General features: G+C 68.2%; 16 protein-coding genes and 1 pseudogene. 5 read left to right on the top strand and 12 right to left on the bottom strand.

Features of this window, described 5'->3' with window-relative positions:
* Positions 1 to 8: 8 nt before the first annotated feature.
* Genes ASE02_RS07255 through ASE02_RS07245 form a run of 3 tightly spaced genes read right to left on the bottom strand, consistent with a single transcriptional unit; the run spans position 9 to position 3,850 of the window.
* The gene (locus ASE02_RS07255; RefSeq protein WP_056732626.1) at positions 9 to 1,139 is read right to left on the bottom strand and encodes a hypothetical protein; all 1,131 of its coding nucleotides are present in this window, start codon (positions 1,137 to 1,139) and stop codon (positions 9 to 11) included.
* 26 nt (positions 1,140 to 1,165) lie between these two features.
* A complete protein-coding gene (locus tag ASE02_RS07250) occupies positions 1,166 to 2,677 on the bottom strand; it encodes an aldehyde dehydrogenase (protein WP_056732624.1) in 1,512 nt (503 codons plus the stop codon).
* A 27-nt stretch (positions 2,678 to 2,704) separates the two neighbouring features.
* The gene (locus tag ASE02_RS07245) at positions 2,705 to 3,850 is read right to left on the bottom strand and encodes a DSD1 family PLP-dependent enzyme (RefSeq protein ID WP_156405946.1); all 1,146 of its coding nucleotides are present in this window, start codon (positions 3,848 to 3,850) and stop codon (positions 2,705 to 2,707) included.
* Positions 3,851 to 4,162: 312 nt separating this feature from the next.
* On the opposite strand from ASE02_RS07245, the gene ASE02_RS07240 reads away from it, so the two are divergent.
* Positions 4,163 to 6,850, top strand: coding sequence for a LuxR C-terminal-related transcriptional regulator (locus ASE02_RS07240; protein ID WP_056732620.1), 2,688 nt, complete (start codon positions 4,163 to 4,165; stop codon positions 6,848 to 6,850).
* A 76-nt stretch (positions 6,851 to 6,926) separates the two neighbouring features.
* Positions 6,927 to 8,243, top strand: coding sequence for an aminotransferase class V-fold PLP-dependent enzyme (locus ASE02_RS07235; protein ID WP_056732618.1), 1,317 nt, complete (start codon positions 6,927 to 6,929; stop codon positions 8,241 to 8,243).
* Positions 8,244 to 8,355: 112 nt separating this feature from the next.
* Here the strand turns inward: ASE02_RS07235 and ASE02_RS07230 are convergent, their stop codons facing one another.
* Both ASE02_RS07230 and ASE02_RS07225 read right to left on the bottom strand, forming a co-directional pair.
* On the bottom strand, positions 8,356 to 9,174 hold the full coding sequence (locus tag ASE02_RS07230; protein WP_056732616.1) for an SDR family oxidoreductase: 819 nt from the start codon (positions 9,172 to 9,174) through the stop codon (positions 8,356 to 8,358).
* A gap of 18 nt (positions 9,175 to 9,192) precedes the next feature.
* Positions 9,193 to 9,813, bottom strand: coding sequence for a 2-hydroxychromene-2-carboxylate isomerase (locus ASE02_RS07225; protein WP_056732614.1), 621 nt, complete (start codon positions 9,811 to 9,813; stop codon positions 9,193 to 9,195).
* 197 nt (positions 9,814 to 10,010) lie between these two features.
* Between ASE02_RS07225 and ASE02_RS07220 the strand changes: the two genes are divergently transcribed.
* Entirely contained in the window at positions 10,011 to 11,189 is a 1,179-nt protein-coding gene (locus ASE02_RS07220; protein ID WP_056732612.1) for a cyclopropane-fatty-acyl-phospholipid synthase family protein, read from the top strand.
* Here the strand turns inward: ASE02_RS07220 and ASE02_RS07215 are convergent.
* The 7 genes and pseudogenes from ASE02_RS07215 to ASE02_RS07185 all read right to left on the bottom strand — a co-directional run bounded on the left by ASE02_RS07215 (position 11,186) and on the right by ASE02_RS07185 (position 22,646).
* Positions 11,186 to 12,460 carry an aminotransferase class V-fold PLP-dependent enzyme gene (locus tag ASE02_RS07215; protein WP_056732610.1) on the bottom strand — a complete coding sequence of 425 codons (1,275 nt, stop codon included), beginning with the start codon at positions 12,458 to 12,460 and terminating at the stop codon, positions 11,186 to 11,188. The genes ASE02_RS07220 and ASE02_RS07215 overlap by 4 nt on opposite strands.
* Positions 12,461 to 12,563: 103 nt before the next feature.
* A complete protein-coding gene (gene ggt / locus ASE02_RS07210) occupies positions 12,564 to 14,126 on the bottom strand; it encodes a gamma-glutamyltransferase (protein WP_235536640.1) in 1,563 nt (520 codons plus the stop codon).
* A gap of 184 nt (positions 14,127 to 14,310) precedes the next feature.
* A complete protein-coding gene (locus tag ASE02_RS07205) occupies positions 14,311 to 17,484 on the bottom strand; it encodes a TonB-dependent receptor (RefSeq protein ID WP_056732606.1) in 3,174 nt (1,057 codons plus the stop codon).
* 74 nt (positions 17,485 to 17,558) lie between these two features.
* A complete protein-coding gene (locus tag ASE02_RS07200) occupies positions 17,559 to 18,572 on the bottom strand; it encodes a FecR domain-containing protein (protein WP_056732605.1) in 1,014 nt (337 codons plus the stop codon).
* The gene (locus ASE02_RS07195; RefSeq protein ID WP_056732603.1) at positions 18,569 to 19,081 is read right to left on the bottom strand and encodes an RNA polymerase sigma factor; all 513 of its coding nucleotides are present in this window, start codon (positions 19,079 to 19,081) and stop codon (positions 18,569 to 18,571) included. Before ASE02_RS07195 ends, ASE02_RS07200 begins: the two co-directional genes overlap by 4 nt.
* A 127-nt stretch (positions 19,082 to 19,208) precedes the next feature.
* Positions 19,209 to 21,461 (bottom strand): annotated as a pseudogene (locus ASE02_RS07190) (NADP-dependent malic enzyme); the annotation flags it as partial.
* Between the two features lie 81 nt (positions 21,462 to 21,542).
* On the bottom strand, positions 21,543 to 22,646 hold the full coding sequence (locus ASE02_RS07185; RefSeq protein ID WP_056732599.1) for an HPP family protein: 1,104 nt from the start codon (positions 22,644 to 22,646) through the stop codon (positions 21,543 to 21,545).
* A 161-nt stretch (positions 22,647 to 22,807) separates the two neighbouring features.
* Here ASE02_RS07185 and ASE02_RS07180 point away from each other — a divergent pair, with 161 nt between their 5' ends.
* The gene (locus ASE02_RS07180; RefSeq protein WP_056732597.1) at positions 22,808 to 23,758 is read left to right on the top strand and encodes an N-acetylglucosamine kinase; all 951 of its coding nucleotides are present in this window, start codon (positions 22,808 to 22,810) and stop codon (positions 23,756 to 23,758) included.
* Positions 23,755 to 25,026: a hypothetical protein gene (locus tag ASE02_RS07175; RefSeq protein WP_056732594.1), complete on the top strand. Its 1,272-nt coding sequence runs from the start codon at positions 23,755 to 23,757 to the stop codon at positions 25,024 to 25,026. The genes ASE02_RS07180 and ASE02_RS07175 overlap by 4 nt, the downstream gene beginning before the upstream one ends.
* Positions 25,027 to 25,029: the final 3 nt, after the last annotated feature.

Genomic DNA, 25,029 nt, shown 5'->3' with positions numbered 1-25,029 from the left:
GCGGTCGACTAGCCGCCTGGGGCCTCCGCCAGAGGCGGGCTCCCCGCGCGCCCGGCTTTCCGGATCCGGTAGAGCCCGACCGTCAGCAGCGGCGCGATGAACACGCCGAGATAGACCCAGGCCATGACGCCGTAGCCCTGAGCCACGAGCGCGATGACCCCGAGATTGGCCAGCAGGACGCTGATCAGGATGGCCGACATGGTGAAGGCGGCGTTGGCCGTCCGGCTCGGGGGCCGCCACCCCTTCTCTTCGCAGAAGACCGCCACGCGCTCGAGCAGGCCCTGCAGGACGCCGGCGCCCGACCGGATGAAGGCGCCGAACAGCATCACCGAATAGATGACGAGGAAGCCGGGCGCCTTCAGCTCGCCGATCATCCAGTAGATCGGCACCGCCTGCTCCAGCACGCCCGGATAGGCGGCGAAGAAGGCGACATGGAAGATGGCGGCCGGGACCATCGTGATGAAGGCGGCGGCCACGCCGGCGCCGACCGCCTCGGTTCGCGTCTCGATGGGCCGCACCGCGTAGAGGATCAGAGGCGCGACGGAGAGGTTGTAGAAGGCGTACTTCAGGCCGCTCACGGTCCAGCCCGCCGAGGCGTCCCAGTTGGCCGCATGGACGGCGATCTGACCGCCTCCCCGGTCAAGGGCGATGACCAGGAAGATCGTGAAGACCGCGTAGAGGACGAAGGACCAAACGGTCATCACAGCCGTCAGCAAGGCTCGGCCGAAGAACGACAGCAGGCCGATGACCCCGGCCATGCCGACCAGCCCCAGGATCCGCGGCAGATGGAAAGCGTCGGTGACGATCGTGCCGGCCGCGGCCGTCAGGACCGACAGCATCAGCAGCAGCATCGCCACGGCGGTCAGCTCGAACACCACCCACCCTGGGCCCAGCAGCCCGCGAATGAAGGTGCGGTAGTCGTAATATTTGTAGAGCCGAGAGAACTCGAAGGTGATCGCAAGCACGAGCCCCATGCAGCCGATCGCCGCGGCGATCCCCATCAGGCCGCCCCAGAAACCGTACCGGGTGAAGTACTCCACGATCTCCCGGCCGGTGCCGTAGCCGCCGCCGATAATCACCGACTGCACCACGCACCCTGGCGCGATGTAGACGCGGAAGATCCTGTCGATGGATTGCATGGTCGCGCCCAAGACGATGCCCCGAGCTAGCCGACAGCCATGCAGACGGACTTGATCTCCGAATACAGGCCCACGGCTTCTTCCCCCATTTCGCGGCCGATCCCCGACTCCTTGTAGCCCCCAAACGGCAGGGCGGCGTCGAAGATGTTGTGGCAGTTCACCCACACCGTCCCGGCCTTGATCGCCGGCGTCAGCCGCTGGATGCGATTGACGTTGGTCGAGTAGATGCTCGAGGCTAGGCCGTACGGCGTGTCGTTGGCCAGTTTCACCGCCTCCGCCTCATCGTCGAAGCACTGGACCGCCAGCACGGGCCCGAAGATCTCCTCGCGCACGATGCTCATGGAGTGGTCGGTGTTGGCGAAAATCGTGGGCGAGACATAGAAGCCCTCGGAGGCGAGTTGACCGCCGCCGACCACAAGCTCCGCGCCCTCGGCGACGCCCGCCTCGATGTAGGCTTGAACGCTTCGTTGCTGGCCGGCCGACACCATCGGCCCCATCTGGGTCGCCGGATCGAGGCCCGGGCCGACCTTGATCGACTTCGCCGCGTCGCCGAGCGCCGCCATGAGGCGATCATAGATACCCCTCTGGATATAGAGGCGCGAGCCAGCCGAGCACACCTGGCCGCAATTGGCGAAAATACCCAGGATGATCCCGGGGATCGTGGCCGCCAGGTCGGCGTCGTCCAGGACGATGACCGGCGACTTGCCACCGAGTTCGAGCGAAATCCGCTTCATCGTATCGACGCCGCTGCGGGCGATCGCCTTGCCGACCGAGGTCGATCCGGTGAACGCGATCTTGTCGATGCCGGGATGGCTGACCATCGCATCGCCGATCTCGCCGCCGGCGCCAGTGATCACGTTGACGACGCCCTCGGGGAACCCCGCCTCAAGGACCAGTTCGCCGATGCGCAGCGCCGTCAGCGGGGTGTCGGACGCCGGCTTGAGGATGACCGTGCAGCCGGCAGCCAGAGCCGGTGCGAGTTTCCACACCGCCATGAGCAGCGGCATGTTCCAGGGGATGATCGCGCCGACGACGCCGACCGGTTCGCGCCGCGTGTAGGCGAAGAACCGCGTGTCGGGCGCATAGGGCACAGACACATCGAAGGTCCGGCCGTGGATCTTCGTGGCGAACCCGGCCATGTAGCGCACGAAGTTCACCGACAGCGGCACGTCGAGCCCCGTCGCTTGCGAGATCGGCTTGCCGTTGTCCAGCGACTCCAGCTCGGCGATATCGTCCGCGTGCTTTTCAAGCAGATCGGCCAGCCGCAGCAGGAGGCGTTCACGCTCCGCCGGCCGCGCCTCACCCCATGCCTTGCCCTCCAACGCCTTGCGGGCGGCGACCACGGCGGCGTCGACATCCTGCACCGACGCCTTCTGCACGCGGGTCAGTTCCTTACCCGACGACGGATCGCGCACGGCGAAGGTCGCGCCTGCCGAGGAGTCCACCCAGGCGCCGCCGATCAGCATCTGGCGGTCCCGAGAGATGAAGTCAGAATTGATCCGGCTGAGGGTCGTCAGGTCGTTGCACAAAGCAGTCATTATCGCCTCCAAGCGGCCTGAGCCGGGCTAAACGCCACGCGCGTCCACCGGCCAGATCGCGACGAGCTGATCTCCCCGGACACAGTGGTATTGGTCGTAGAGATTGATGGTCGGATCGCAGTGCGGGACGACGAACTCGATCCGCGCCCCCAGGCCTGGCTGTGGTTGGCCGGGCGGCGTGCGGACGAGGCCATGGACGTCGCCGAAGTATTCGTATTCCGAGGCCAGCGACGCGCCGCGCGCCACCACGGGGCGTCCACCATCGACCGCGAAGTGCTTGAAGCCGGCGTCGCACGTCACGTGGCCGGGATGGTTTGCGCTGATGACGGCGCTCTGGACGAACAGCGCGACGTCGAACGGCGGCGGCAGGGCGTTGGCGGCCCACACGTTGTTGTACTGATTGTCCATGACGACGTAGGAGCCCGCCTGCAGCTCCGTCAGGACCGCGGCCTGCGCGTCGATCAGATAGGTGCCCGTGCCCCCGCCGGAGATCACCGCCGGCGCCCAGTCGAGCGCCTTCAGCTCTTCGCAGAGCACGCGCAGCGCGCCCATGACGGCGAGGGAAGCCTCCTGCCGCGCCTCGGCGTCCTCAATGTGCTGGACGTGGCCCGCATAGCACTGCAGCCCCTGGTAACCGAGCGACGGCAGGCTCCGGACGTAACCGACCAACTCTATGGCCGCGATCTGCGACGCCACCCCGGTGCGGTGCATGCCCGGGTCCACGTCCACCAGCACGTCGATGGAGACGCCGGCCAGGGCGCACAGGTCTGAGAGCTGGGCGGCGTTCGCGGGGTTGTCGACCACCAGGCAAAGCTGGGCGTCCAGCTGGGTCAGGGCGATGGCCCTGCCGATCTTGTCCTCGCCGACCAGGGGGGACGTGATGAGGATGCTCGTGAAGCCGGCGGCGGCCATCATCTCGGCCTCGCCGATGGTCGCGCAGCAGAAGCTCATAGCGCCCGCCGCGCGCTGCAGGGCGGCGATCTGCGCGGACTTGTGGCACTTCACATGCGGCCGGATCGCGAGGTCATGATCCTGGCCGTGCTTGGACATCAGGAGGATGTTCCGCTCCAGTATGTCGAGGTCGAGAATGAGGGCCGGCGTATTGAGCCTCAGTCGACCATCGGGCTGGCCGACGAGGTGAGCGTTTGGTCCGAGGCTGGCGTTCAAGTTCACGAATTTACTCACAATCGCGCGTCGGACCGCGTCCAACCCGCCCTCAGGCGAGTGGCGGCGTCGGCTGTTCCATGGCTCGGATATGCGATAGGTTCGCCGTCAGAACCCCCCGCATTCTGAGGGGGCCTGTTTCCCCGGCGGGCGTAGAAGTTGGGGCGACTTCTTCCTCGACAAGGCGGCTCCCCGGTGACCTCAGACAGGACCACACGTCCGAGCCGTTCCTCCGCGGCCAACCCCCATTTGCCCACCCTGCTGGCGAACAAGGTGCGGCGTGTCGCGGGGCCGTCGGGGGCCTCAAGCCGGGCGCGCTTGTTGCCCAACCTTGGGGAGCTGAAGTCCACACGGCTCTTCGTGCTCAAGGCGCTGGCCGGCTACGGCAAAACCACCCTGCTCCGCCAGTACGCCGACCTGCTGGAACGGCACGACTTCGCGGTCGCGTGGCTGCGCCTTGACCGGTCGGACAATCAGCCTGGGAAAGCCGTCGCCTATCTGGTGGCGGCGTTCGCTGAAATCGAACCGCGCATCGCCACCGATTTGTCGCCGTTCATCTCGGCCGTCCCGCCGCTGCCGGTGGACGAGGTTCTCGCCGCCCTGATCCACCGGCTCGAGACCTGCGAGAAGGAGGTCTACCTCCTCATCGACGACTACCACTCCATCTCAAGTTCCGACGTTCATCGGGCCTTCTTCTACTTTCTCCGCAACCTGCCGCGGAATTTCCACGTCGTCGTCGCCAGTCGCCACCTCCCGCCGTGGGACCTGGCCGGCCTCGCCGAGGGCGGCGCGGTGCGGGTGCTGGAGGAAGCCGAGATCCGCTTCAGCCTTGATGAGATCGCCGACTATGTCGAACGGTGCCACGGCCTGCAGCTCGACGACGCCGGGCTCCGGTCGATGCACCGTCAGACGGACGGCTGGATCAGCGCCGTCAAACTGGTGTCCCATGACCTGCAGCGCCGCCACGGACGGCCGCTGACCCACAGGATGGACCCCGGCGCGCACCGCAATCTCATCGACTACCTGGCAAGCTCGGTCTTCGATTGGCTCGACCCGGAGATCCAGGACTTCCTCCTGCAGACGGCTCCGCTGGAGCGGCTCTCGCCGTCGCTCTGCGACGCCGTGACAGGCGCGAACAACGCCGCGGCCATGATCGACCGGCTGGTCCGGGAAAACCTGTTCATCGAGCCGCTGGATTCGCACGGCGGATGGCACAGGTATCACGCCCTGTTCTCAGAATTCCTCACGGACAGGCTCGACAAGCACCCGGTCCTCAAGCGCGCGACAATCCACCGGCGGGCCAGCTACTGGTTTGAAGTCAACCGCCAACCCCAGGCCGCGGCCGAGCACGCCATGGCCGCGGGCGACGGCGCGCGCAACGAGGCCCTGATCGAGTCCGCCATCCTGGCGATGGTCCGCGCCAGCCAGATCACCCTGGCCATGCGATGGTTCGAGACGCTCCCGGAGACCTTCTCCGACAACAAGCCCAATGTCCTGATCCCCCTCGCCTGGTGCAATCTGTATTCCCGGCGCACGAGCGCGGCGCAGCGGCTGCTCGACCGCGCCAAGCTCTCGCTCACCGAGGGCCTCCAGCAGCTCAGCGACGCAGATCGCGGCGGTCTGGAGGAGTTCACTGCCGAGATCGAGATCGCTCAGCTCGACCTGACCTGGAGCTCGCAAGGCGACTTGCCGGACGCCAAGCGGTTGCAGGCCATCAAGGAGAAGCTGGCGCCGCACTGGTACTTCCTGCGGGCCTATGTGGAGCTCCTCCTGTGCCACAGCTACATCCATCAAGACCGCCTGGACGCCGCCTTCGCAGCCGCCTCGGACTCCGTGGTGTTCGCAAAGAAGGTGCCCAACGCCTTCGTGGCGAACCTGGCCCTCGAGCAGTTGGCCCAGATCCGCTACCTGCAAGGCCGGCTGGGCGAAGCGCGCCAGCTCTGCGAGCAGGCCGTGGACGTCGCGCTAACCGAGAATGGCCAACCGCTCCCTGTGGTCTGCCACTTCCACCTCCTGCTTGCGCACCTGCACTATGAGACCAACGATCTGGAGGCCTCCCGGCGGCACCTGGACACCGCGGTCCACCTCACGGCCGAGCCGGACATACTGAGCGAGGCGGAAATCCTGTCGGCCAAGCACGCCGCCGTCTTCCAAGGGGAGCGAGCCGCCATCGGCCAGCTCATCGAGTACAACAACACCCGCCTCGATCAGAGCACTCCGCTCTCCATGAACGCCGTCCGCTCTCATCAGGCCTGGTTTCTCACCTCGGCCAGGGAGCTGGATTCGGCCGAGGGGGTCTTGAGGCAGCTCGGCGCTCCCGTCGCGCGGGCCGGACCGCCAGCGGCTGTGGTGGTCAATCCGCTGTTCGAATTCCAGTACCTGGCGATGTGCCACTACCTCATCGCCGCGGGAAAAGCCGAGGTCGCCGTCAATTGGCTACGGCAGCTCCTCCGGATCGCCGAGCGGAGCGGGCGGATTCGCTCCTGCATCTCTATCAACGGCCTGCTGGCCATGGCGCAGACGCAGCGCGACCAGCCCGAGAGCGCCCTACGATATCTGCGGGAGATGCTGGCCCTTGGCGAACAAGGGGGTTTCGCGCGAACCATCCTGGACCTGGGCGAGGACGTCATCCCGCTTCTGGTCGAATACCGAGCCAAGCTCGCCGAACCCGCCAGGGTCGCGACACAGGATCCCCGCGCCGACTATGTCCGTCAGCTGCTGGAGGCCGCGAAGGGCGCGGGCGGCCCCGTGACGGCCGGCGGTCCGCAGGCGCGCCGTCGCCCCGCCGAGACCGCGCCGGCCGACCGCGACTATGACACTCTCACCAAGCGGGAGGTCCAGATCCTGGAGATGATATCCAGCGGCCGCCGCAACCGCGATGTCGCCGAGGAGCTTCTCATCGCCGAGTCCAGCGTCCGCTGGCACGTCCGAAACCTCTACGCCAAGCTGGGCGTCCACAACCGCACCGAGGCCAGCGTCAAAGGGCGCTCGATGAAGTTGATCCACTGACGGCCTGCCCCCTGAACGGAGGGGGACGCCGCTCGCCGTCTGTCTACGCTCCGGTCATTCGTGATCGGAGAACGGCATGGGCTCGACGGCAAGACTCTCGGAAAATCGCAGGCGAGCGCTCCAACTTCTGGCGGGCTCAGTTTGCCTGGCGCAGGGCGCCTCCGCCGCCAAGGCCAAGGCAGCCGTACCCGATGGTATCGTTCTTGCGCGCCAAGCCGGCGGCGACGTCGTCAGGGACGAGACCCATTGGGCGTCGGTCCGCAGGCTCTTCCCGCTCAAGCCGGGGCTCGTCCACCTCAACTCAGCAAACCTGGCGCCCTCCTCCCTCGCCGTGCTGGACACCGAGGTCTCGCTCTCCCGGGACGTCTGCGGCGACCCCTCCTTCGAGAACCGCCTGAAATTCGAGGCGACCACCGAGGCCACGCGTCGAGCGCTCGCCACGATGCTGGGCGCCGACCCCGACGAGATCGCGATCACCCGCAACACCAGCGAGGGCAACCGCACGGTGATCGCCGGCCTGGACCTCGGCCCCGGCGACGAAGTCCTCATCTGGGACCAGAATCACGAGTCCAACAGCGCGGCCTGGGACGTCTGGGCGGCGCGGCTGGGGTTCAAGGTGGTCCGGGTCGCAACGCCCGCCGCGCCGCGCGACCGCGCCGACCTCGCCGCTGCGTTCACCTCGGCCTTCTCCGATCGCACCAAGGTCTTGGCCTTCAGCCAGGTCTCGAACATCTCAGGTGTGGCGCTGCCGGCCGACGCGCTCTGCCGCGCCGCCGCCGCGCGCGGAATCCTCACCTTGGTGGACGGCGCGCAGACCTTCGGCGTGCTCGACCTCGACCTTCACGCCATGGGCTGCGACTTCTACACCGCGAGCGCCCACAAGTGGCTCGGCGGGCCCCATGAAACCGGGGTTCTCTACGTGCGGAGCCTGCGGGCGGCGGCGCTCTGGCCATCGATGGTCACCCACAACTGGGATGCGCAGTCCAAGGCCGGCGCCCGGAAATTCGACTGTCTGGGCCAGCGCCAGGAGGGCCGGATCGCCGCCCTTCATACCGCGATCGCGCTGCAGGATCAGATCGGGCGACCACGGATCGAGCAGCGGATCAGACACCTTGTCGCCGAGCTCCGCGCCGGCTTGATGCAGACGGACCTGCGCCTCGAATTCGTGACGCCTCGGTCGCCCGACATGCACGCCGGCATCCTGATGTTCCTGATCGAGGCGAAGAATTCATCGCGGGTCATGGCGACCTTCTACGAGCGGTTCAGGGTGTCGGCCCTCGCCACCCCCGCCGGCGATCGGACCCTGGTCCGCTTCAGCCCCAATATCTACAACTCCCGCGCCGACGTCCTGACCGCCCTCGCCGCTGTGGCCAACGCGGTCATGAAGGGCTGAAGATCGCGTCGAAGCCCCCACATGACGCCAACTCGGGGAGGAGTTGGTTCACATGGGGGCTGACTGAGCGGGGGGGGACGTGAAGCGGGTGCTTCTTACGACACCGCTCAGTTCATGCGGCGGGGTCGCGTGCGCCGAGCGCCGCGGCCACACCGCCGGCGCCAATGAGCGTCTGCCCGCCATCGCTGACCATGATCGCGCCGGTGATGTTTCGAGCCGCTTCGCTGGAGAGGAAGACCGCCAAGGCCGCGATGTCGTCCTTGCCGCCGTACCGGCCCAGGGGGATCCGGCGCAGCAGCGCGTCGGTGGCCTCCGGATCTGGGCTCAGGCGATCCATGCCTTCGGTGTCGCCGATCGGCCCGGGAACGATCACATTGACCCGGATCCCGTCGCTCGCCCATTCCACGGCCAGGGTCTGCGACAGCGAGTTGACGCCCGCCTTGGCCGCGTTGACGTGGCACTGGTAAGCGAACGGCAGGAGACCTTGCGGCGCCGAGATGCTGATCAGGCTGGCTCCGGGCTTGCGCAGGTGCGCGTGACTGGCCCGAAAGACATGGAACGTGCCCAGCAGATCAATGTCGACGACGGTCTTGAAGCCGTTCGCGGACATGCCGAGCGCGGGCGCGACGAAGTTGCCCGCGGCCCCGGAGATCACGATGTCGATCTCGCCCCGGGTTACGGCTATGCGCTCGAACAGCGTCGCCACGCCGGGATAGTCGCGTACGTCCTGCGCGAAGCCCTCGGCGGAACAGCCGTCCTGCCGAAGGTCCTCGACAGCCGCGGCGATCTTGTCCTCGGATCGGCTGAAGATGACGACGTGCGCCCCGGCCTGGCCCAGGCGACGTGCGATCTGCAGGTTGATCCCGCTGCTCGCCCCGGCCACGACCGCGAGCTTGCCGGCGAACAGGCCGGGCGCGAATACACTGAACATCTTGAAACTCCGGAATTCTTAGATGAAGGCGGGTGCGGAACCGGGCGGGCTTAGCCACGCATTGAGCTGGGGCAGACGGTCCACGCCCCAGAACGGCTCACCATCGGCGATGATAAACGGCGAGCCGAAAACGCCTCTCGCCACCGCCGCCGTCACCTCGGCCTCCAGCCGCGCCTTCAGCTGCTCCGAGCCGAGCGCCGCAATGAGGTCATCGCCTGGGAGACCAAGCTTGGCCGCTTCGGCGACCACGACGGCGGGGTCACTGATGTCCTGGCCGTCCACCCACATCCGTTCGTAGACGGCCTTGGCGAAGCGCACCGCGATTTCCGGCGACTGATCGTGGATCCAATAAAAGGCGCGCGCCGCCGCGCGTGAATTCGTCGCCTTTGGATTTGGAGAACTCAGCGGCGCCTGCAGCCACGTCGCCAGTCGAAAGATGTCGATCAGGGTGTAGTCGGACTTGAGCGGCGTCTCCATCAGGGGCTTCAGCCCCATGATCTTGATGATCGGCACGCCCATCAGGAAGGGCCGCCAGGTCACCTCACGACCATGCCGCGCGGCGATCTCCTCCACCTTGGTCGAGGCGAGATATCCGTACGGCGAAATGAAGTCGAAATAGAAGTCGATCGGATCGGACATCAGGGGCGCCTCCGCCCCCTTTGAACCACCTGCCCCGGCGCAGGACGCCGTTCAAACGGAGGGGTTCACCTCGCAATGACGCCCGGGCCACGGGTTTTTGCGCCGAATTACGCCACCAGGTGGGCAGCCCCGAACGCTGGGCGCAACCCGACTAACGCCGTAGCTCCGGTGGGCTGCGACCGGCTAAGCTCGCCCGCATGATCGAGTCTCTCCTCTCCCGAATGATCAAGGTCGGCGACGTCACCCTGCACCTTCCTGGCGGCAAGGTGTTGCGGGTTGGCGATGGGACCGGCGCGCCGGTGGTCATCCGCCTGACCGCCAAGGGCCTGCGCCGTCTGGTGGCCAATCCCAGCCTCGCGCTCGCCGAGGCCTATATGGAGCAGGACCTGACCTTCGAGCGGGGCACGCTCTGGGAGTTGCTGGAGATCGTCGGGCGCAGCGGCGGACGGACGCCCAAGGGGCGCGGTTCGCTCTACAAGCGCCTCAAGCGCGCCATCAAGCGCAAGATCCAGCAGGCCAACGACCGCGCCGCCTCGCGCCGCAACGTGGCCCACCATTACGACCTCTCCAACGACCTCTACCGGCGCTTCCTCGACGCCGACATGCAGTATTCCTGCGCCTATTTCCCCCGCCCGGACATGACGCTGGAGGAGGCTCAGGTCGCCAAGAAGGCGCACATCGCCGCCAAGCTGAACCTTTCGCCTGGCCAGCGGGTGCTGGATATCGGCTCCGGCTGGGGCGGCATGGCCATGACGCTGGCCGCCGACCACGGCGTCGACGTCACCGGCGTCACCCTCTCCCAGGAGCAGATCGCGCTGGCGCGTGAGCGCACGCAGGCGGCGGGGCTAGCGGACCGCGTGCGTTTCGAACTCACCGACTATCGCGACATGCAGGGTCCCTTCGACCGCATCGTCTCGGTCGGGATGCTGGAACATGTCGGCGAGCCGCACTTCCGCACCTATTTCGAGGCGGTGAAACGCCTGCTCACCGACGACGGCAGCGCCCTGATCCACGCCATCGGCCGGATGTCGGGCCCTGGCCTGACCAACGCCTTCACCCACAAGTACATCTTCCCCGGCGGCTACATTCCAGGGCTGTCGGAGATCGTCCGCGCGGTCGAGGACGCCGGCCTATGGATCACCGACATCGAGATCCTGCGCCTGCACTATGCCGACACCCTGCACCACTGGCGGGTGCGGTTCATGGCCGATCCCGAGATCCCGGCCCTCTATGACGACCGCTTCCGGCGCATGTGGGAGTTCTACCTGGCCTCGGCCGAGCTCGGCTTCCGCTATGGCGGCCACATGGTCTTCCAGATCCAGGTGGCCAAGCGGGTCGGCGCCCTGCCGACCACCCGCGACTACATGGCCGACTAGGCCGTCATCGCGCGCAACGCCGCGACCAGGGCGTCGAGGTCGCCGGCGTTGTTGACGAACGACGGCGTGACCCGCACGCAGGCGCCTTTCGCTGGCCCGGCACGCTCGACGGTGAAGACGCGGTGCTCGTCGAACAGGGCCTTACGAACCGCAGCGTTGGCCGCCATCGTCGTGCGCCCGCTCAAGCGGAACGAGGTGATCCCGGCGTGCAGGGCCGGGTCGTCCGGCGTCAGGATCTCGATCCCCGGGCGACCGCGCAGCGCGCTCACCCAGCGGTCGCGTAGGTAGCGCAGGCGGCGGGCCTTAGCCGCCAACCCCACGCTCTCGTGGAAGTCGATGGCGTCGGCCACCGCCAGCACGCCCGCATAGCTCACCGTCCCGGTGTGAACCCGCGCATCGATCCGGGGGTCGCCCGGGATTTCCAGCATCGAGACGTCGATGTCGGGGATGCGGTCCTTCCGGATGTAGACGACGCCGACGCCCAGTGGACTGCCGATCCACTTGTGGAGATTGAGACCGGCGAAATCGACGCCGAGATCGCGCAGGGTGAACTCGGTCTGGCCCAGCGCATGACCACAATCGAGCAGCACCTCGACCTTCCGCGCCTTGGCCAGGGCGGCGATCTCCTGGATCGGCGGGATCAGTCCGGTGCGATGGCTGAGATGGGTCAGCAGCATCAGCCGCACATCGGGATTGGCGCTCAGCGCCCGCTCATAGGCGTCGATCAGGCCCTGGCGCGTCGCCGGTTCCGGCAGGTCGATCTTGACCACCCGCACCCCGCGCAGCCGCGCCAGCGCCTCCATGGCGGTCTGCATCGAGTCGTAGTCGAGATCGGCGTAGAGCACGGCGTCGCCGGGCCGCAGGCGGTTGTAGCCGCCGATCAAGGTCTGCATCGACTCCGTGCCGCCACGGGTGAAGGCGATCTCATCGACGCCGACGCCCAGCAGGCCGGCGACCCGCGCCCGCACGGCGACCAGGTCCCGGCCGACCGGACCACGGGTATAGAGGGTGGTCTCGCGGTTCACCCGCGCCAGCTTCTGTTCGTAGGCAACGCGCACCGGCCGCGCCATCGCCCCGAAGTGGCCGTTCTCCAACTGCACCACGCCAGCGGGCGGCGGGTCGTACAGCGCCGCGACCTTGGCCCAGTGCGCCTCGTCGCGAGCCAGGGCCTGCAAATCGCTGGTGGCGAGCGTCGGCGATGCGGCCAGGGCCGGAGCCGCAGGCGCCGCGGCGCCCGCAGCCAACAGGGCGCGGCGGGACAGGTCGGTCATGCGGGCTCAGCCTCCGAAGCGATACTTGCGGCGGCGAGGCCTATAGCGCCAGAGCGTCGGACTGATGACAGAGGAGAAAGCGCGTCTCCGCCCGATTTCGCGCCTAGTCCAACCCGACCGCCTGCGCGTCGGGCCGACGGGTGTCGGCGGCGCCCTGGAACACCCCGTCCTCGATCATGATCGACTGGGTCGAGCCCATGGTGAGCGAAGGTTTGGTCGTGTGCCCCCTCGCCTCCATCAGCTTCAGCATGTCGATCGGGAAGCCCGGCTCGAACTCTACCGGCGTGTCGCTGGCCGCCTGGAAGATGCGCGGCCGCTGGCTGGCCTCGGCGATGTTGAGTTTGTGGTCCACGACATTGACGATCAGCTGGGCCATGGCCGAGATGATCCGGGTGCCGCCCGGGGTTCCCGAGGCCAGCCAGGGCTTATCGTCCTTGAAGGCGATGATCGGGGTGATCGTGGAGATGACCCGCTTGCCGGGCTCGGGCGCATTGGCCGGCTCCGAGCCGCCCCAGGCGAAATTGGCCATGGCGTCGTTGAGGAAGAACCCGGTGCCCGGCGCCATCACGTGGGCGCCGAACGACGAGCCCAGGGTGAAGGTGTTGCTGACGACATTGCCCTGCGCGTCGGCGACCGAGTAGTGCGTCGTGTCGCGGCTCTCGAAGGTCAGCGGATCGCCGGGCATCGCCTTTTGCGCCATGGCGCGGGCCGGATCGATCAGCTTGGCGCGCTCGGCGCCATAGGCCTTGCTGGACAATCCCCCCACCGGCGGCCGGTACTGCGGGAAGCCGCCCATGAACCGCGCGCGGTCGGCGAAGACCAGCTTCATGGCCTCGGCTTCGATGTGGAGGGACTGGACGCTGTTCTGGCCATAGTCGGCCATCGGATAGCGCTCGACGATGTTCATCAGCTCGCAGAGCAGCACCCCGGCGGCCGGCGGCGGCATGTAGGCGATCGGCACGCCGCGATAGTCGCACCACAGCGGTTCCTCGACCCGGATGCGGTAGTCGGCAAGGTCTTGCAGGGTCAAGACGCCGCCGCCGGCCTGCACGCCCGCCACCACGCGCTTGCCCAGTTCGCCGCGATAGAACGCCTCGGCGCCGCCGTCGCGGATCTGGCGCAGCGACCAGGCCAGGTCGGGCTGCTTCATGCGCTCGCCCGGCGCGTACATCTGGCCGCCGGGCTTGTACTGGCTCTTGGCCGAAGGCGCGTCGGCGACCAGGCCCTCGCGATAGATCTCCAGCGCATAGGTCATGTCGTCGGTCAGCACGATGCCGCCCGTGGCCAGCTTCACCGCCGGCTCGACCACGTCGCGCCACGGCAGAACGCCGTACTGACGCTGGATCTCGTAGAAGCCCTTCACGGTCCCAGGCACGGCGACCGCGCGATGCGAGTAGCGCTTGGCGGTGTCCATCTTGCCGTTCGCGCCGAGCAGCAGCTTGGCGTCCGTCGCGGCCGGGGCCTGACCGTAATAGTCGATGGCCAGGGTGCGCTTCTCCTTGGCCAGATAGACCAGCATGAAACCGCCGCCACCCAGGTTGCCGGCGCGCGGCAAGGTCACCGCCAGGGCCAGCCCCGTCGCGACCGCGGCGTCCACCGCGTTGCCGCCGCGCTTCAGGATGTCGACGCCGACCTGGGACGCCACGGCGTTCTGGCTGGCGACCATGCCGCGCCGCGCCATCACCGGATGGTGGATGGCGTCGTAGTCGAGGATGTAGTCCGCCTTGGGCGGCGGGCTGGCCGCCAAGGCGCCCTGCCCCATCAGCGCCGCCACCGCGAGGGTCACGGCTCCCATGTGACGTAGACGAGCGTTNCGCGAACCCCTGGTTCGCGCGGGCCGGGCAGATCGATCAGAAGCTCTTGGAAACCTGGGCGAACCAGAAGCGGCCGCGGTTGCTGTAGAGCTTGGTGAAGTAGCCGAAGGTCTCGTCGGCCAACGGCGGATCCTTGTCGGCGAGGTTGTTCACGCCAAGCCGGATCGCGACGCCTTCCAGCGGCCCGTCCTCAGGCGTGTAGCCCACCGCCGCGTTGAAGGTCAGCCAGTCGTCGCCCTTGTAGAGCAAGGCCGAGGAGTCCTTCACGCCGCCGACATAGCGGGCGTAGCCGGTGACTTCCCAGGGACCGCTCAGCCAGGTCGCGTAGGCCGAACCGCGCGTGCGCGGATTGTCGTCCTGCTCGATCAGCGAGCCGCCGGCGCTGGCCGGAAGCCCAGCCGCCAGCAGGGCCGCCGATTCCGCCGACGGCGTCTGGTCGAACTTCTGCAGCAGGGCCACGTCGGCGCCGAACCGGAAGTCGCCGAAGGCGGTGCCGTTCAGCCGCCAGGTGGCGCCCAGGTCGATCCCCTCGATGGTGCGGGAATCCAGGTTCAGGAACTGGTTGGCGATGCGGATCGGCTCGCCGAAGGTGTTGCGGGTCAGGGCCGGATTGGGGCCGCCGCCGCCCAACCGGCCGATGGCGTCGAGGTTGAGGTGGTCTTGGGATTCGAAGACGCCGATGACGCCGTCCTGCTCGATCCGCCACCAGTCGATGGAGAACATCAGGTCGCGGGTCGGAGTGAACACCAGGCCGGCGCTGAAGTTGTCGCTGGTTTCCGACTTCAGTTTGCGGTTGCCCGCCCGAACGTCCTCGACGTTGAAACGATAGGCCGAGCAGCCGCTGCGGTTCAGGTTGGCGAAGTTGGTGACGCCCTGGGCGACCGCGCAGCTGTAATAGTCGGTGAGGTTCTCCTGCACGCGGCGGATTTCGGAGGCGTTGACCGTCTCCAGGTTCGGCGCGCGGAAGCCCTGCGAGTAGGCGGCCCGCACCAGCACCAGGTCATTGATCCGCCAGCCGAGCGCCACCTTGGGCTTCAGGACCTGCTCGTCGATGTCCGAATAGTTCTCGAAGCGAGCGGCCAGCTGCAGGTCGAGGCTCTGAACGAGGGGGATGCCCGCCTCTTCCGTCACCAACGGGGCCTGGAGTTCGGCATAGGCCGAAAAGACCTTGCGCGATCCCGAGGTGTCCGGGGTCGGGCTGCTGCCCATGGCGTCGCTGGTCGGGCCGCCGGCGGTGGCGAAGGTGATCGTGCCGTCGATGCGCGGGTCACGGTCGTCCTTGAACGTCTCGCGACGCCATTCGGCGCCGAACGCCATGCCGATGTCGCGATCCCACAGGTTGAAGGCGGCCGGATTGCTGACCTTGGCGTCCCAGAGGGCCAGGCTGGTCGTGCCGTCGCGGCTGATGCTGACCCGCAGCGGATCAACGACCGAGGCCAGGTTCGAGGTGGCGTCGAAGCCGCCGAGATTGGCCAGGTCGCCGCCGTTGAAGGGATTGTAGGCCCGCGTCGGATCGCTGCTGTTGAGCGCCGCCTGCAAGGCGGTGTTGCTGACCCGGTTGCTTTCGACGTCCTTGGTGCGGGCGTGCGAGTAGAGCAGCGCGCTTTCCCACTTCCAGTCGGCGATCTCGCCGCGCAGGCCGGTGAGCAGTCGGTAGGCGTCGGAATCGACGTCGATCCGGCGACGGCCGACGTCGTCGACCCGCAAGCCCACCACGGTGATCGCCTGGGCCGGGCCGGTGTAGCCCGCCAGACGTCCCGGACCCGAGCCGAAGGGGTTGTAGGGATTAGCCGCGCCGATGGTCAGCGGCGCGGAGGTCAGGTTCGTGGTGCCGCCGCGAACCGAGCTGGACTTGGCGCCGTAGAGCAGCGCCTCGCCGAACAGTTCGACCGCGCCGAAGTCGTGGCTGAACACGCCCATCACGCTGTAGCGGTCCGAACTGGGCGACATCGTCCGCTCCGGCCCCTCGTCGGTGCGCAGCGAGGCGTCGAGCGTGGCCGATCCGCCGTCGATGCAAACCCCGCTGGCGCCGACCTGGGCGTCCGAACCGGTGTAGGTGCAGGGCTGCATGTGGAAGGCGGTGAAGGATGGGCCGAAATTGGTCACCGCCGTGCCGACGCGGGCGGTCAGCCACGGCGTCAGCGACGAGCGGTTGTCGAAGCTGCCGGCGTACTGGCTCGGCACGCGGCTGCTGAGATTGTCGGTCGAGGCGTAGTCACGGTCGCTGGCTGGCATGTCCGTGCGGCTGAAGATTTCGCCGAACAGGGCGACATGGGTCGCGCCGTCATTGAAGGTCTGGCCCCACTTCAGGCCGAGCGAGGCCTCGCTGAGCTTGGTCTCTTCCGAACCGCCGTAGCGGGCCACGATCTGGGCGCCGACATAGTTGACGTCCAGCACGTTGTTCAGCACGCCGGCCACGGCGTCGGAGCCGTAGATCGCGCCGCCGCCGTCGCGCAGGACCTCGACCCGCTTCAAGGCGGTGGCCGGGATGGTGTTCAGGTTGACCACCTGGACGGGGACCGACCCCTCCTGCTGAGTGCCGGGGTGCCCGACCAGCCGGCGACCGTCGAGCAAGACCAGGGTGTTGCCCGAGCCGAGCCCGCGCAGGTTCGCCGAGGCGACGTCGCCGCGCGCCTGGTTCGGCCCCTGTTGTTCGTTGTTGAAGGCCTGGCCGCCCGACTGCGGCAGGGCGGCGATCATCTCGCCCGCCGTGGCCGCGCCGCTCATTTCGAGTTCACGACGATCCACGACCGAAACCGGCAGCAGGCCCCGCTCGAGCACGCCGGAGATGTTGCTGCCGACGACGACGATCTCGTCGACTTCGGCCGGCGACGCCGCCTCTACGGGAGCGGTCGAAACCGCCTCGCTCACCGCGGAGGCCTTGGTCACGCGCGCCGGGCTGCGCTCGATGACGATGGTCCGGCCGCTTTCGCGCGGACGCAGCGCCTGACCAGAGAGCAGACGTTCCATGGCCGCCGAGACCGCCATGTCGCCCTGCAGGGCCGGGGCGCGCTTGCCATTGACGAGGGCGGGGTCGAATAGCACTTCACGGCCCGACTGCAGGCCAAAGCTGCGCAGCGCCGCGCCGAGGTCCTGGGCCGGGATGTCGAACTGCGCGCGCGCGGGGGCCTGGGCCCAGGCCGGCGATCCGACGACGGCCACAACGGCCGAGGTCGCCAAGGCCATGGCCTTGAAGTGATGAAATTGCATGGTTCGCCCCCTCTTCGTCTCGGACCTACGGATGGTGTGATCCGACCTCGAAGACGCCAGGGCGGCGGGACACCTCAGCCCTTCGATGAAGTTTTTTTGTCCGACCGCGAACTGATGCTGATCTCGTGTTCCCCAACCTGCACCGAAACCGGGTGGGTCAAGGGCAGCGCTTCGAGGAAGCCGCTGTTCTCCCCCGAATAGAACACCCCGCTCACCCGCAGCCGTCCGACCGCCGGATCGCTCAGCACGATGGGCTTGCGGCGATAGCGGTTCATTTCAGCCACGGCCTCGGCCAGCGTGGCCGAGGCGAACTCTATACGGCCGTCGCGCCAGTCGCCCGCCACCGGCCCGGCGTCGGGACGCAGCATGGCGGTGTCGCCAACCACGTCCATGCGTTCTCCGGCCTTCACCTCCGACAGACGTGGCCCGCGAACGGCGTCGACCGCGACCCGCCCCTCGGTCACCGCCACGCGGAACCCGACGGGTTCCAGACGGACGTCGAACGAGGTGCCGACCGCCGTGACCGTGTGCTGTCCGGCCGTCACGACGAAGGGTCGGTTCGGGTCCTTGGCCACGTCGAACCAGGCCTCGCCGGAGACCAGGCGCAATCCTCGACGCTTGGCGACGTAGTCGACCGCCACCTCGCTGTTGGTGTTGAGCCGCAGGCTCGACCCGTCGGCCAGGGTCACGGTCGCCCGTTCCCCGATCGCGGTGCGATAGACCTGCGTCTTGGCCTCATGCTGGGCGGATGGCCCTTGCAGCGACAGGAACGCAACCCCGCCCGCGACCGCCGCCACGACCAGCACGGCCGCGATCCTCGCCAAGGGGCCGGCGCGAATGTGACGCGCCGGGGCCGCGGCCAGGGCCTGGGCGCGCAATGCGCGTACCCTGTCGCTGGCGGCGGCGCGTCCGGCCAGCTCCCAGGTCTCGGCGATTTCTCTGAGGCTCTCGCGATGAAGCGGATCGGCGGCGAGCCAGGCGTCGAGCAGCCGCGCGTCTTCTACGGTCCAGTCAGGCGAGCGGCGACGCAGGAACCAGTCGGCGGCGACCTCGTCCACGTCGGGCTCTGGCAGGGCGGCACGGCTCATGACCGCCTCCTGCTCTTCGCCAAATGGGCCAGCGCCTTCATCATGTGCTTCTCAATGGCGCTCGTAGATATCTGTAACCGCCGGGCGATCTCGGCATAGGTCATGTCCTCGAAGCGATTAAGGATGAAGATCACCCGCGTCCGCTCCGGCAGTTCGAGCAGCGCCTTCTCCACGACGGCGAGTTGCTCCTGCCCGAGGAAGACGCGCTCGGGCGAGAAGTCCTCACCGGCATGCTGCTGCTCATCGAAAAGCTGGTGCACGCCGCCCCGGCGCGCCTTGCGCCGGAAGCTGTCGTTGAGGACGCTGGCCGCCACCGTGAACAGGTAGTTCTCGGCGGCGCTGACCTCGTCCTGGCCCCGCCGGGCGGCCAGGCGCAGGAACACCTCCTGCACCAGATCGTCGACCTCGGCCGCCGCGCCCAACCGACTGCGGAAATATCGCGCCAGCGGCCCCGCATAGCGGCGCGCCAGGTCGTCGATATCGAACTGTCGGGCCGGGTCAGCGGTCACGGAGAACTCCTATCGAGCCGCAAATGGCCGAAACCCGCCCCCGAAGGCAAGCCTGCTCGACGTCGCCCCGGTGCTGGGCGGTCGGGGAATCAGGAGGCCGCTGGCGCGCGGCCCCCTCCCCTCTCGACTACCCCTCGGCCGTCGCCTGGGTCGCGACCAACGCCGTCATATTGACGATGCCGCGCGCCGTGGCGGTGGGGCTGAGCACGTGCAGCGGCCGCGAGAGGCCGAGCAGCAGAGGCCCGACATGCAGGCCGTCCGTCGCCGCGCTGAGCAGGGTCAGCGAGATGTTGGCCGCGTCCAAAGACGGCGCGATCAGCAGGTTCGCTTCGCCGGAGAAGGCGCCGTCGGAGACGTAGCGCGCCCGCACCGCTTCACTGAGCGCCGCATCTCCGTGCATCTCGCCATCGACCTCAAGCTGAGGCGCGAGTTCACGGATGAAGCCCAGAGCCTGACGCATCTTGCGGGCCGAGGGCGAGTTGCTGGACCCAAAGCTGGAGTGCGACAGCAGCGCGATCTTCGGCACGATGCCGAACCCACGCACGGCCTCGGCGGCCAGGATCGTCGCTTCGGCCAGTTGCTCGGCGGTCGGATCGACATTGACGTGGGTGTCGCAGAAGAACAGCGCGCCCTTGGGCATGATCACGCCCGAAAGCGCCGAAACCCGCGAGACGCCCGGACGCGAAGGCACGATCGGCAGGGCGTAGGTGAAGTGCCGCCACCAGTCGCCGCTGCCACCGACCAGGGCGCCGTCCACCACGCCCCGACGCAGCAGCATGGCCGCCGTCACGGTCGGACGGCTGGTGACCCGCCGCATCGCCGCGCCGGGCGGAGTGCCGCGGCGTTCCACGATGGCGCGGTACTCGGCGGTCATGTCCTCCACCGACGGATCGGTGAAGGGATCAAACACCTCGATGTCCTGGTCGAGCGTCAGGCGCAGGCCCAGCTCGCGGACCTTGGCCTCGACGATTTCGCGGCGGCCGACCAGGACCGGACGCGCCAGCTGCTCGTCGACCACCGTCTGCACGGCGCGCAGCACGCGTTCGTCCTCGCCCTCGGCGAAGGCGATGCGGCGCTTGCACTCGCGAGCGCGGGTGAAGACGGGGCGCATGAGCTGACCGGAGCGATAGACGTATTGCTCCAGTTCGCGGCGATAGGCCTCGAAGTCGGAGATCGGCCGGCGTGCGACGCCGGAATCCATCGCCGCCTGGGCCACGGCCGGAGCGATCTCCAGGATCAGACGCGGGTCGAAGGGCTTGGGGATCACATAGTCGCGGCCGAACAGCGGAGCCTGGCCGGCATAGGCGCTGGCCACGACTTCGCTCGCCTCGACGCGGGCGAGATTGGCGATCGCCTCGGCGGCGGCCTTCTTCATCGCCTCGTTGATCTCGGTGGCGCCGACGTCCAGCGCGCCCCGGAAGATGAACGGGAAGCAGAGGACGTTGTTGACCTGGTTCGGATAGTCGGACCGGCCGGTGGCCATGATGGCGTCGGGCCGCACCTCCATCACGTCCTCGGGCAGGATCTCCGGCTCGGGGTTGGCCAGGGCCATGATGACCGGGTTTTTGGCCAGCAGCGGCAGCCATTCCTTCTTCAGCACCCGAGGCGCCGAGAGGCCGAGGAAAATGTCAGCGCCCGCCAGCACGTCGGGCAGCAGGCGCGCGTCGGTGGTGCGGGCGTAGCGCTCCAGCTCCGGGGTCAGGTCGCCGCGGTTCTTGTGCACAACGCCGTTGATGTCGGTCAGGGTGACATTGTCGGCCGGCAGGCCCATGCTGACCAGCAGGTCCACGCAGGCCAGGGCCGCGGCGCCGGCGCCGGATGTGACCAGCTTCACGTCGGCCAGGCTCTTGCCCTGGATGGTCAGGGCGTTGCGAACGGCGGCGGCGCAGACGATGGCGGTGCCGTGCTGATCGTCATGGAACACCGGGATCTTCATCCGGGCGCGCAGCTCTCGCTCGATGGCGAAGCACTCGGGCGCCTTGATGTCTTCCAGATTGATGCCGCCGAAGGTCGGCTCCAACGCGGCGACCACCTCGATGAACAGGGCTGGGTCGGTGGCGTCCACCTCCAGGTCGAAGACGTCGATGCCGGCGAACTTCTTGAAGAGGACAGCCTTGCCCTCCATCACCGGCTTGGAGGCCAGCGGTCCGATATTGCCCAGGCCCAGCACCGCCGTGCCGTTGGTGATCACCGCGACCAGATTGCCCCGCGCCGTCAGGCGCTCGGCCATGTCGGGGTTTTCGACGATCGCCTCACAGGCCGCAGCCACGCCTGGCGAATAGGCCAGCGCCAGATCGCGCTGGGTCGCCATGGGCTTGGTCGGTTCGACGCTCAGCTTCCCCGGCCGTCCGATCTGGTGATAGGCGAGCGCCGCGCGCCGNCCTTCTCGATACGACGGGGTCCGACACCGATTCTAGTGCACGCGGACCGATTTATCGGCCCAAGCCCAGCTTATCGACGTTCAGGCGGTGATCTTGCCGGCCACCACAGCCTCGACCACGTGCGCACGGTAGAGCACGGCGATCAGATCGGTCTGGGTGATGATCCCCAGCAGAACCCGGTTCTCGTCGACGACCATCGCCTCGTGCGCCGCGCCGCTGGAGAGCAACGGCAGCAGGGCTTCGATCGGCGTGCCTTCGCGAACCTTGTGAACAAAGGGGTCCAGCGCCGATTCGACCAGCCGGTCGCGCGCGGCCTGCAGTTCAGCGCGCCGCGCCATCCCCACCACCCGGCCGCCCGCGTCGATCACCGGGGCGGTCCGCAGATCGTGCTGCCGCAGGAACGCCAAAGCGCTCTCGGCGGTCTGGTGAGCGTCGATGGTGACGACATCGCGCGACATTATGTCCCCGCACAGGATCTGGGAGTGCAGGCGCTGGTGGGTTTGGAGCTCAACCTGGCGGAACAGGGCGTCGAGGTCTTCGCGGCTGACGTCCAGCAGTTCGCCATACTGCGCCAACGCCTTGTCCAGATCGGCGGGAGTGTAGCCCATGCGCGCGTCGGGAACCGGGTCGGCCGTGGCGTGCGGACTGGCCGGGGTTTTCACCCGGTGCGGGTAGGATCGTCCGACCAAGGTGTTGAACGCGATAGCCGAGAGCACCAGCAGCACCGCCCCCAGGCCGACCGGCACGAAGGCGAAGCCGTATCCAAGGTCGGTGACCGACGCGCCGCCGATCACCGAGGTCAGGGCCACCGCCCCGCCCGGCGGGTGCAGACATCCCAGCAGCGACATCAGCGCGATGGAGGCCCCCACGGCCAGCGAGGCGGCCAGGATCGGCTCGGGCACGAACTTGGCGCAGGTCACCCCGACCAGGGCCGAGAGGATGCTGCCGCCGATCACCGCGCGCGGCTGGGTGAGCGGACTGGCGGGCACGGCGAACAGCAGCACCGCCGAGGCGCCCAGCGGGGCGACCAGCAGCGGATCGGCCAGGGCGTCGCCGCCCAGCACCAACCGCGCCAGCACACCGGTCACGGCGATGCCGAGCAGACTGCCCAGCCCCGCGCGCCACACATCCCCGAACCGAACGGGCGTTCCGCGGCGAAGCGCCGCCTCAATCCGACTGATCATGCGCGGGCTTATGCGCCAGACGATCGGCCGGGGGGAGCCCCCGAACTCTAATCCCGCCCCTAGTTTTTCGGGCCTCCCGCCGGCGGGCTTGCCAAGGGCGAGGCGGCTGATACAAAAACCTAGTGCTCACAAGAATTCTTCGCGGCAGGCACAGGGCGGACATGATCTTCATCGGGCTCGACAGCGGCGGCGCGAAGACTGCGGGCGTGTTGTGCGACGACAACGGGCGCGTGCTGGCCCGGGTCCGCGATGTCGGCGCGGCGATCATAGGCCTGCCTGACCAACGCTTCTTCGACGTGGTCGAGCCGATGATCGGCCATCTCTGCGCCCAGGCGCGGGTCGCTCCTACCGACGTCAGCCATATCGCCATCGGCCTGAGCGGCGTCGACTATCGCGACGAACAACGCGAGCAGCATCGGCTGATTGGCCAGCGCCTGGGCTGCGCCGAGCGCCTGACCCTGGTCAATGACGGGCTGGTCGCCCTGTGGGGCGTCTCGCCGGCCGAGCGCTGCGCGCTGGTGCAGCATGGCAGCGGGATCACCACCGCCTGGCGCGAACGGTACGGTCAGGAGGTCATCTATGACAGCATCGACGTCGCCGAGGTCTACGACCTGCGCCGCGCGGCCATCGCCCTCACCGCCCGCATGATCGACGGCCGGGCCGCTCCAACCGGTCTGCGCGACCGGGTCCTGGCCCATTGCGGCGTCGAGGCCCACGCCTTCGCCGCGTGGTTCTTCCGCGAACCGGCGGCCAAGGCCTACCGAGCGTCGGTCGCCCCGGTGGTCTTCGCGGCCTGGCGGGACAAAGACCCGGCCGCCACCGAGATCGTGGAGCGCGCCGCCGCCGACTATGTGCTGACCGCCCAGGCCATGACCGCCGACATCGACGGCGAGATCCAGATCGCCTTTGGCGGCGGGGTGATCGCCCAAGGCGGCGCCGAGCTTCAGAACCTGTTGAATGCCCGGCTGGCGAGCGCCTGCCCGCGCGCCACCGCCACCCCCGTCGCCCTGCCCCCCGAAGATGGCGCGGCGGTCCTGGCCGGGTTCCAGGCCGGCCTGCCCCCTCGCCCTCTGTTCGAAAACCTCGCCCGCGCCCTGGAGACCGCCCGATGAACGAGATCAGCCTGTGCATCGTCGGGGCCGGCGGCAGCTATACGCCCGAGATCGTCGAAGGCGTGCTGGAGCGGGCCGATCTGGGGATCGCCGAGCTCAGCCTGACCGACTCGAACCCCGAGCGCCTCGCGGTCATGGCAGGTCTCGCCCGCCGGATGGTCGCCGCCAGCGGCCGCAAGATCGCCGTGCGCGAGAGCGCCGACCTCGCACTCGCCGCCAAGGGCGCCGATTTCGTGGTGACCCAGATCCGGGTCGGCGGCATGGCCGCGCGCCAGATCGATGAGACCATTCCCCTGCGCTACGGCGTCATCGGCCAGGAGACGACCGGCCCCGGCGGCATGTTCAAGGCCCTGCGGACCATTCCGGTGATGATCGAGGTCGCCCAGGTCATCGCGCAGGTCGCCCCGAAAGCGGTGATCTTGAACTACACCAACCCCAGCGGCGTGGTGACCGAGGCCGTGCTCAACCACACCTCCGCCAGACTGGTCGGCCTCTGCTCCAGCATTCCCCTGATGCAGGGGCGGCTGCGCAAGCTGCTGGCCGCCGAGTTCGGCAAGGTCGAAATCGCCAGTGTCGGCCTCAATCATCTGGGCTTCATCAATCGGATCACGGCGGGCGGCCAGGACGTGACCCTGCCGGCCATCGCCTGGCTCGCGAAGACCTATGCCGGCAACAACGCCCTCTTCGCCTCGGCCCTGAAGATCGCCCCGCTGCTGGGCGCGATCCCGGTCGAGAAGTACGGCGATCTCTATTTCCATCGCCGGGCCGAGCTGGCGGAGATGCAGGACGCCCCCCGTACAAGGGCCCAGGCGGTCACGGACATCGAGGCCGAGGTCCTGGCCGAGGCCGCGGACCTGGCGGTGCAGGCCAAGCCGCCCGCCCTGATCCGGCGAGGCGGCGAGGGCTATAGCGGCGTCACCTTCGACACCCTGGACGCCATCCTTAACGACCGGGGAGCCATGATCGTCATGAGCACCCTGAACAGGGGCGCGATCACCGGACTGCCCGACGACGCCTCGGTCGAGACGCTGTGCCGCGTCGACGCACGCGGCGCCACCGCCCTGCCGACCGGCGAGATCCCCCTGGCCTATCGCGGGCTGGTGCAGGCGGTGAAGGCGCATGAGAGCCTGACGGTCCAGGCCGCCGTCACCCGCAGCCGCGACATCGCCCTCCAGGCCCTGCTCGCCCACCCGCTGGTCGGCGACATCGACATCGCCGCGCCGATGCTTGACGATCTCCTGCAAGCCCACGGCCTGAACTTCCATTGAGGA

Source organism: Phenylobacterium sp. Root700, from assembly GCF_001429025.1.
GTDB lineage: Bacteria > Pseudomonadota > Alphaproteobacteria > Caulobacterales > Caulobacteraceae > Phenylobacterium.
The sequence above is the reverse complement of the archived record's forward strand: the minus strand, read 5'-3'. Positions and strand labels throughout refer to the sequence as shown.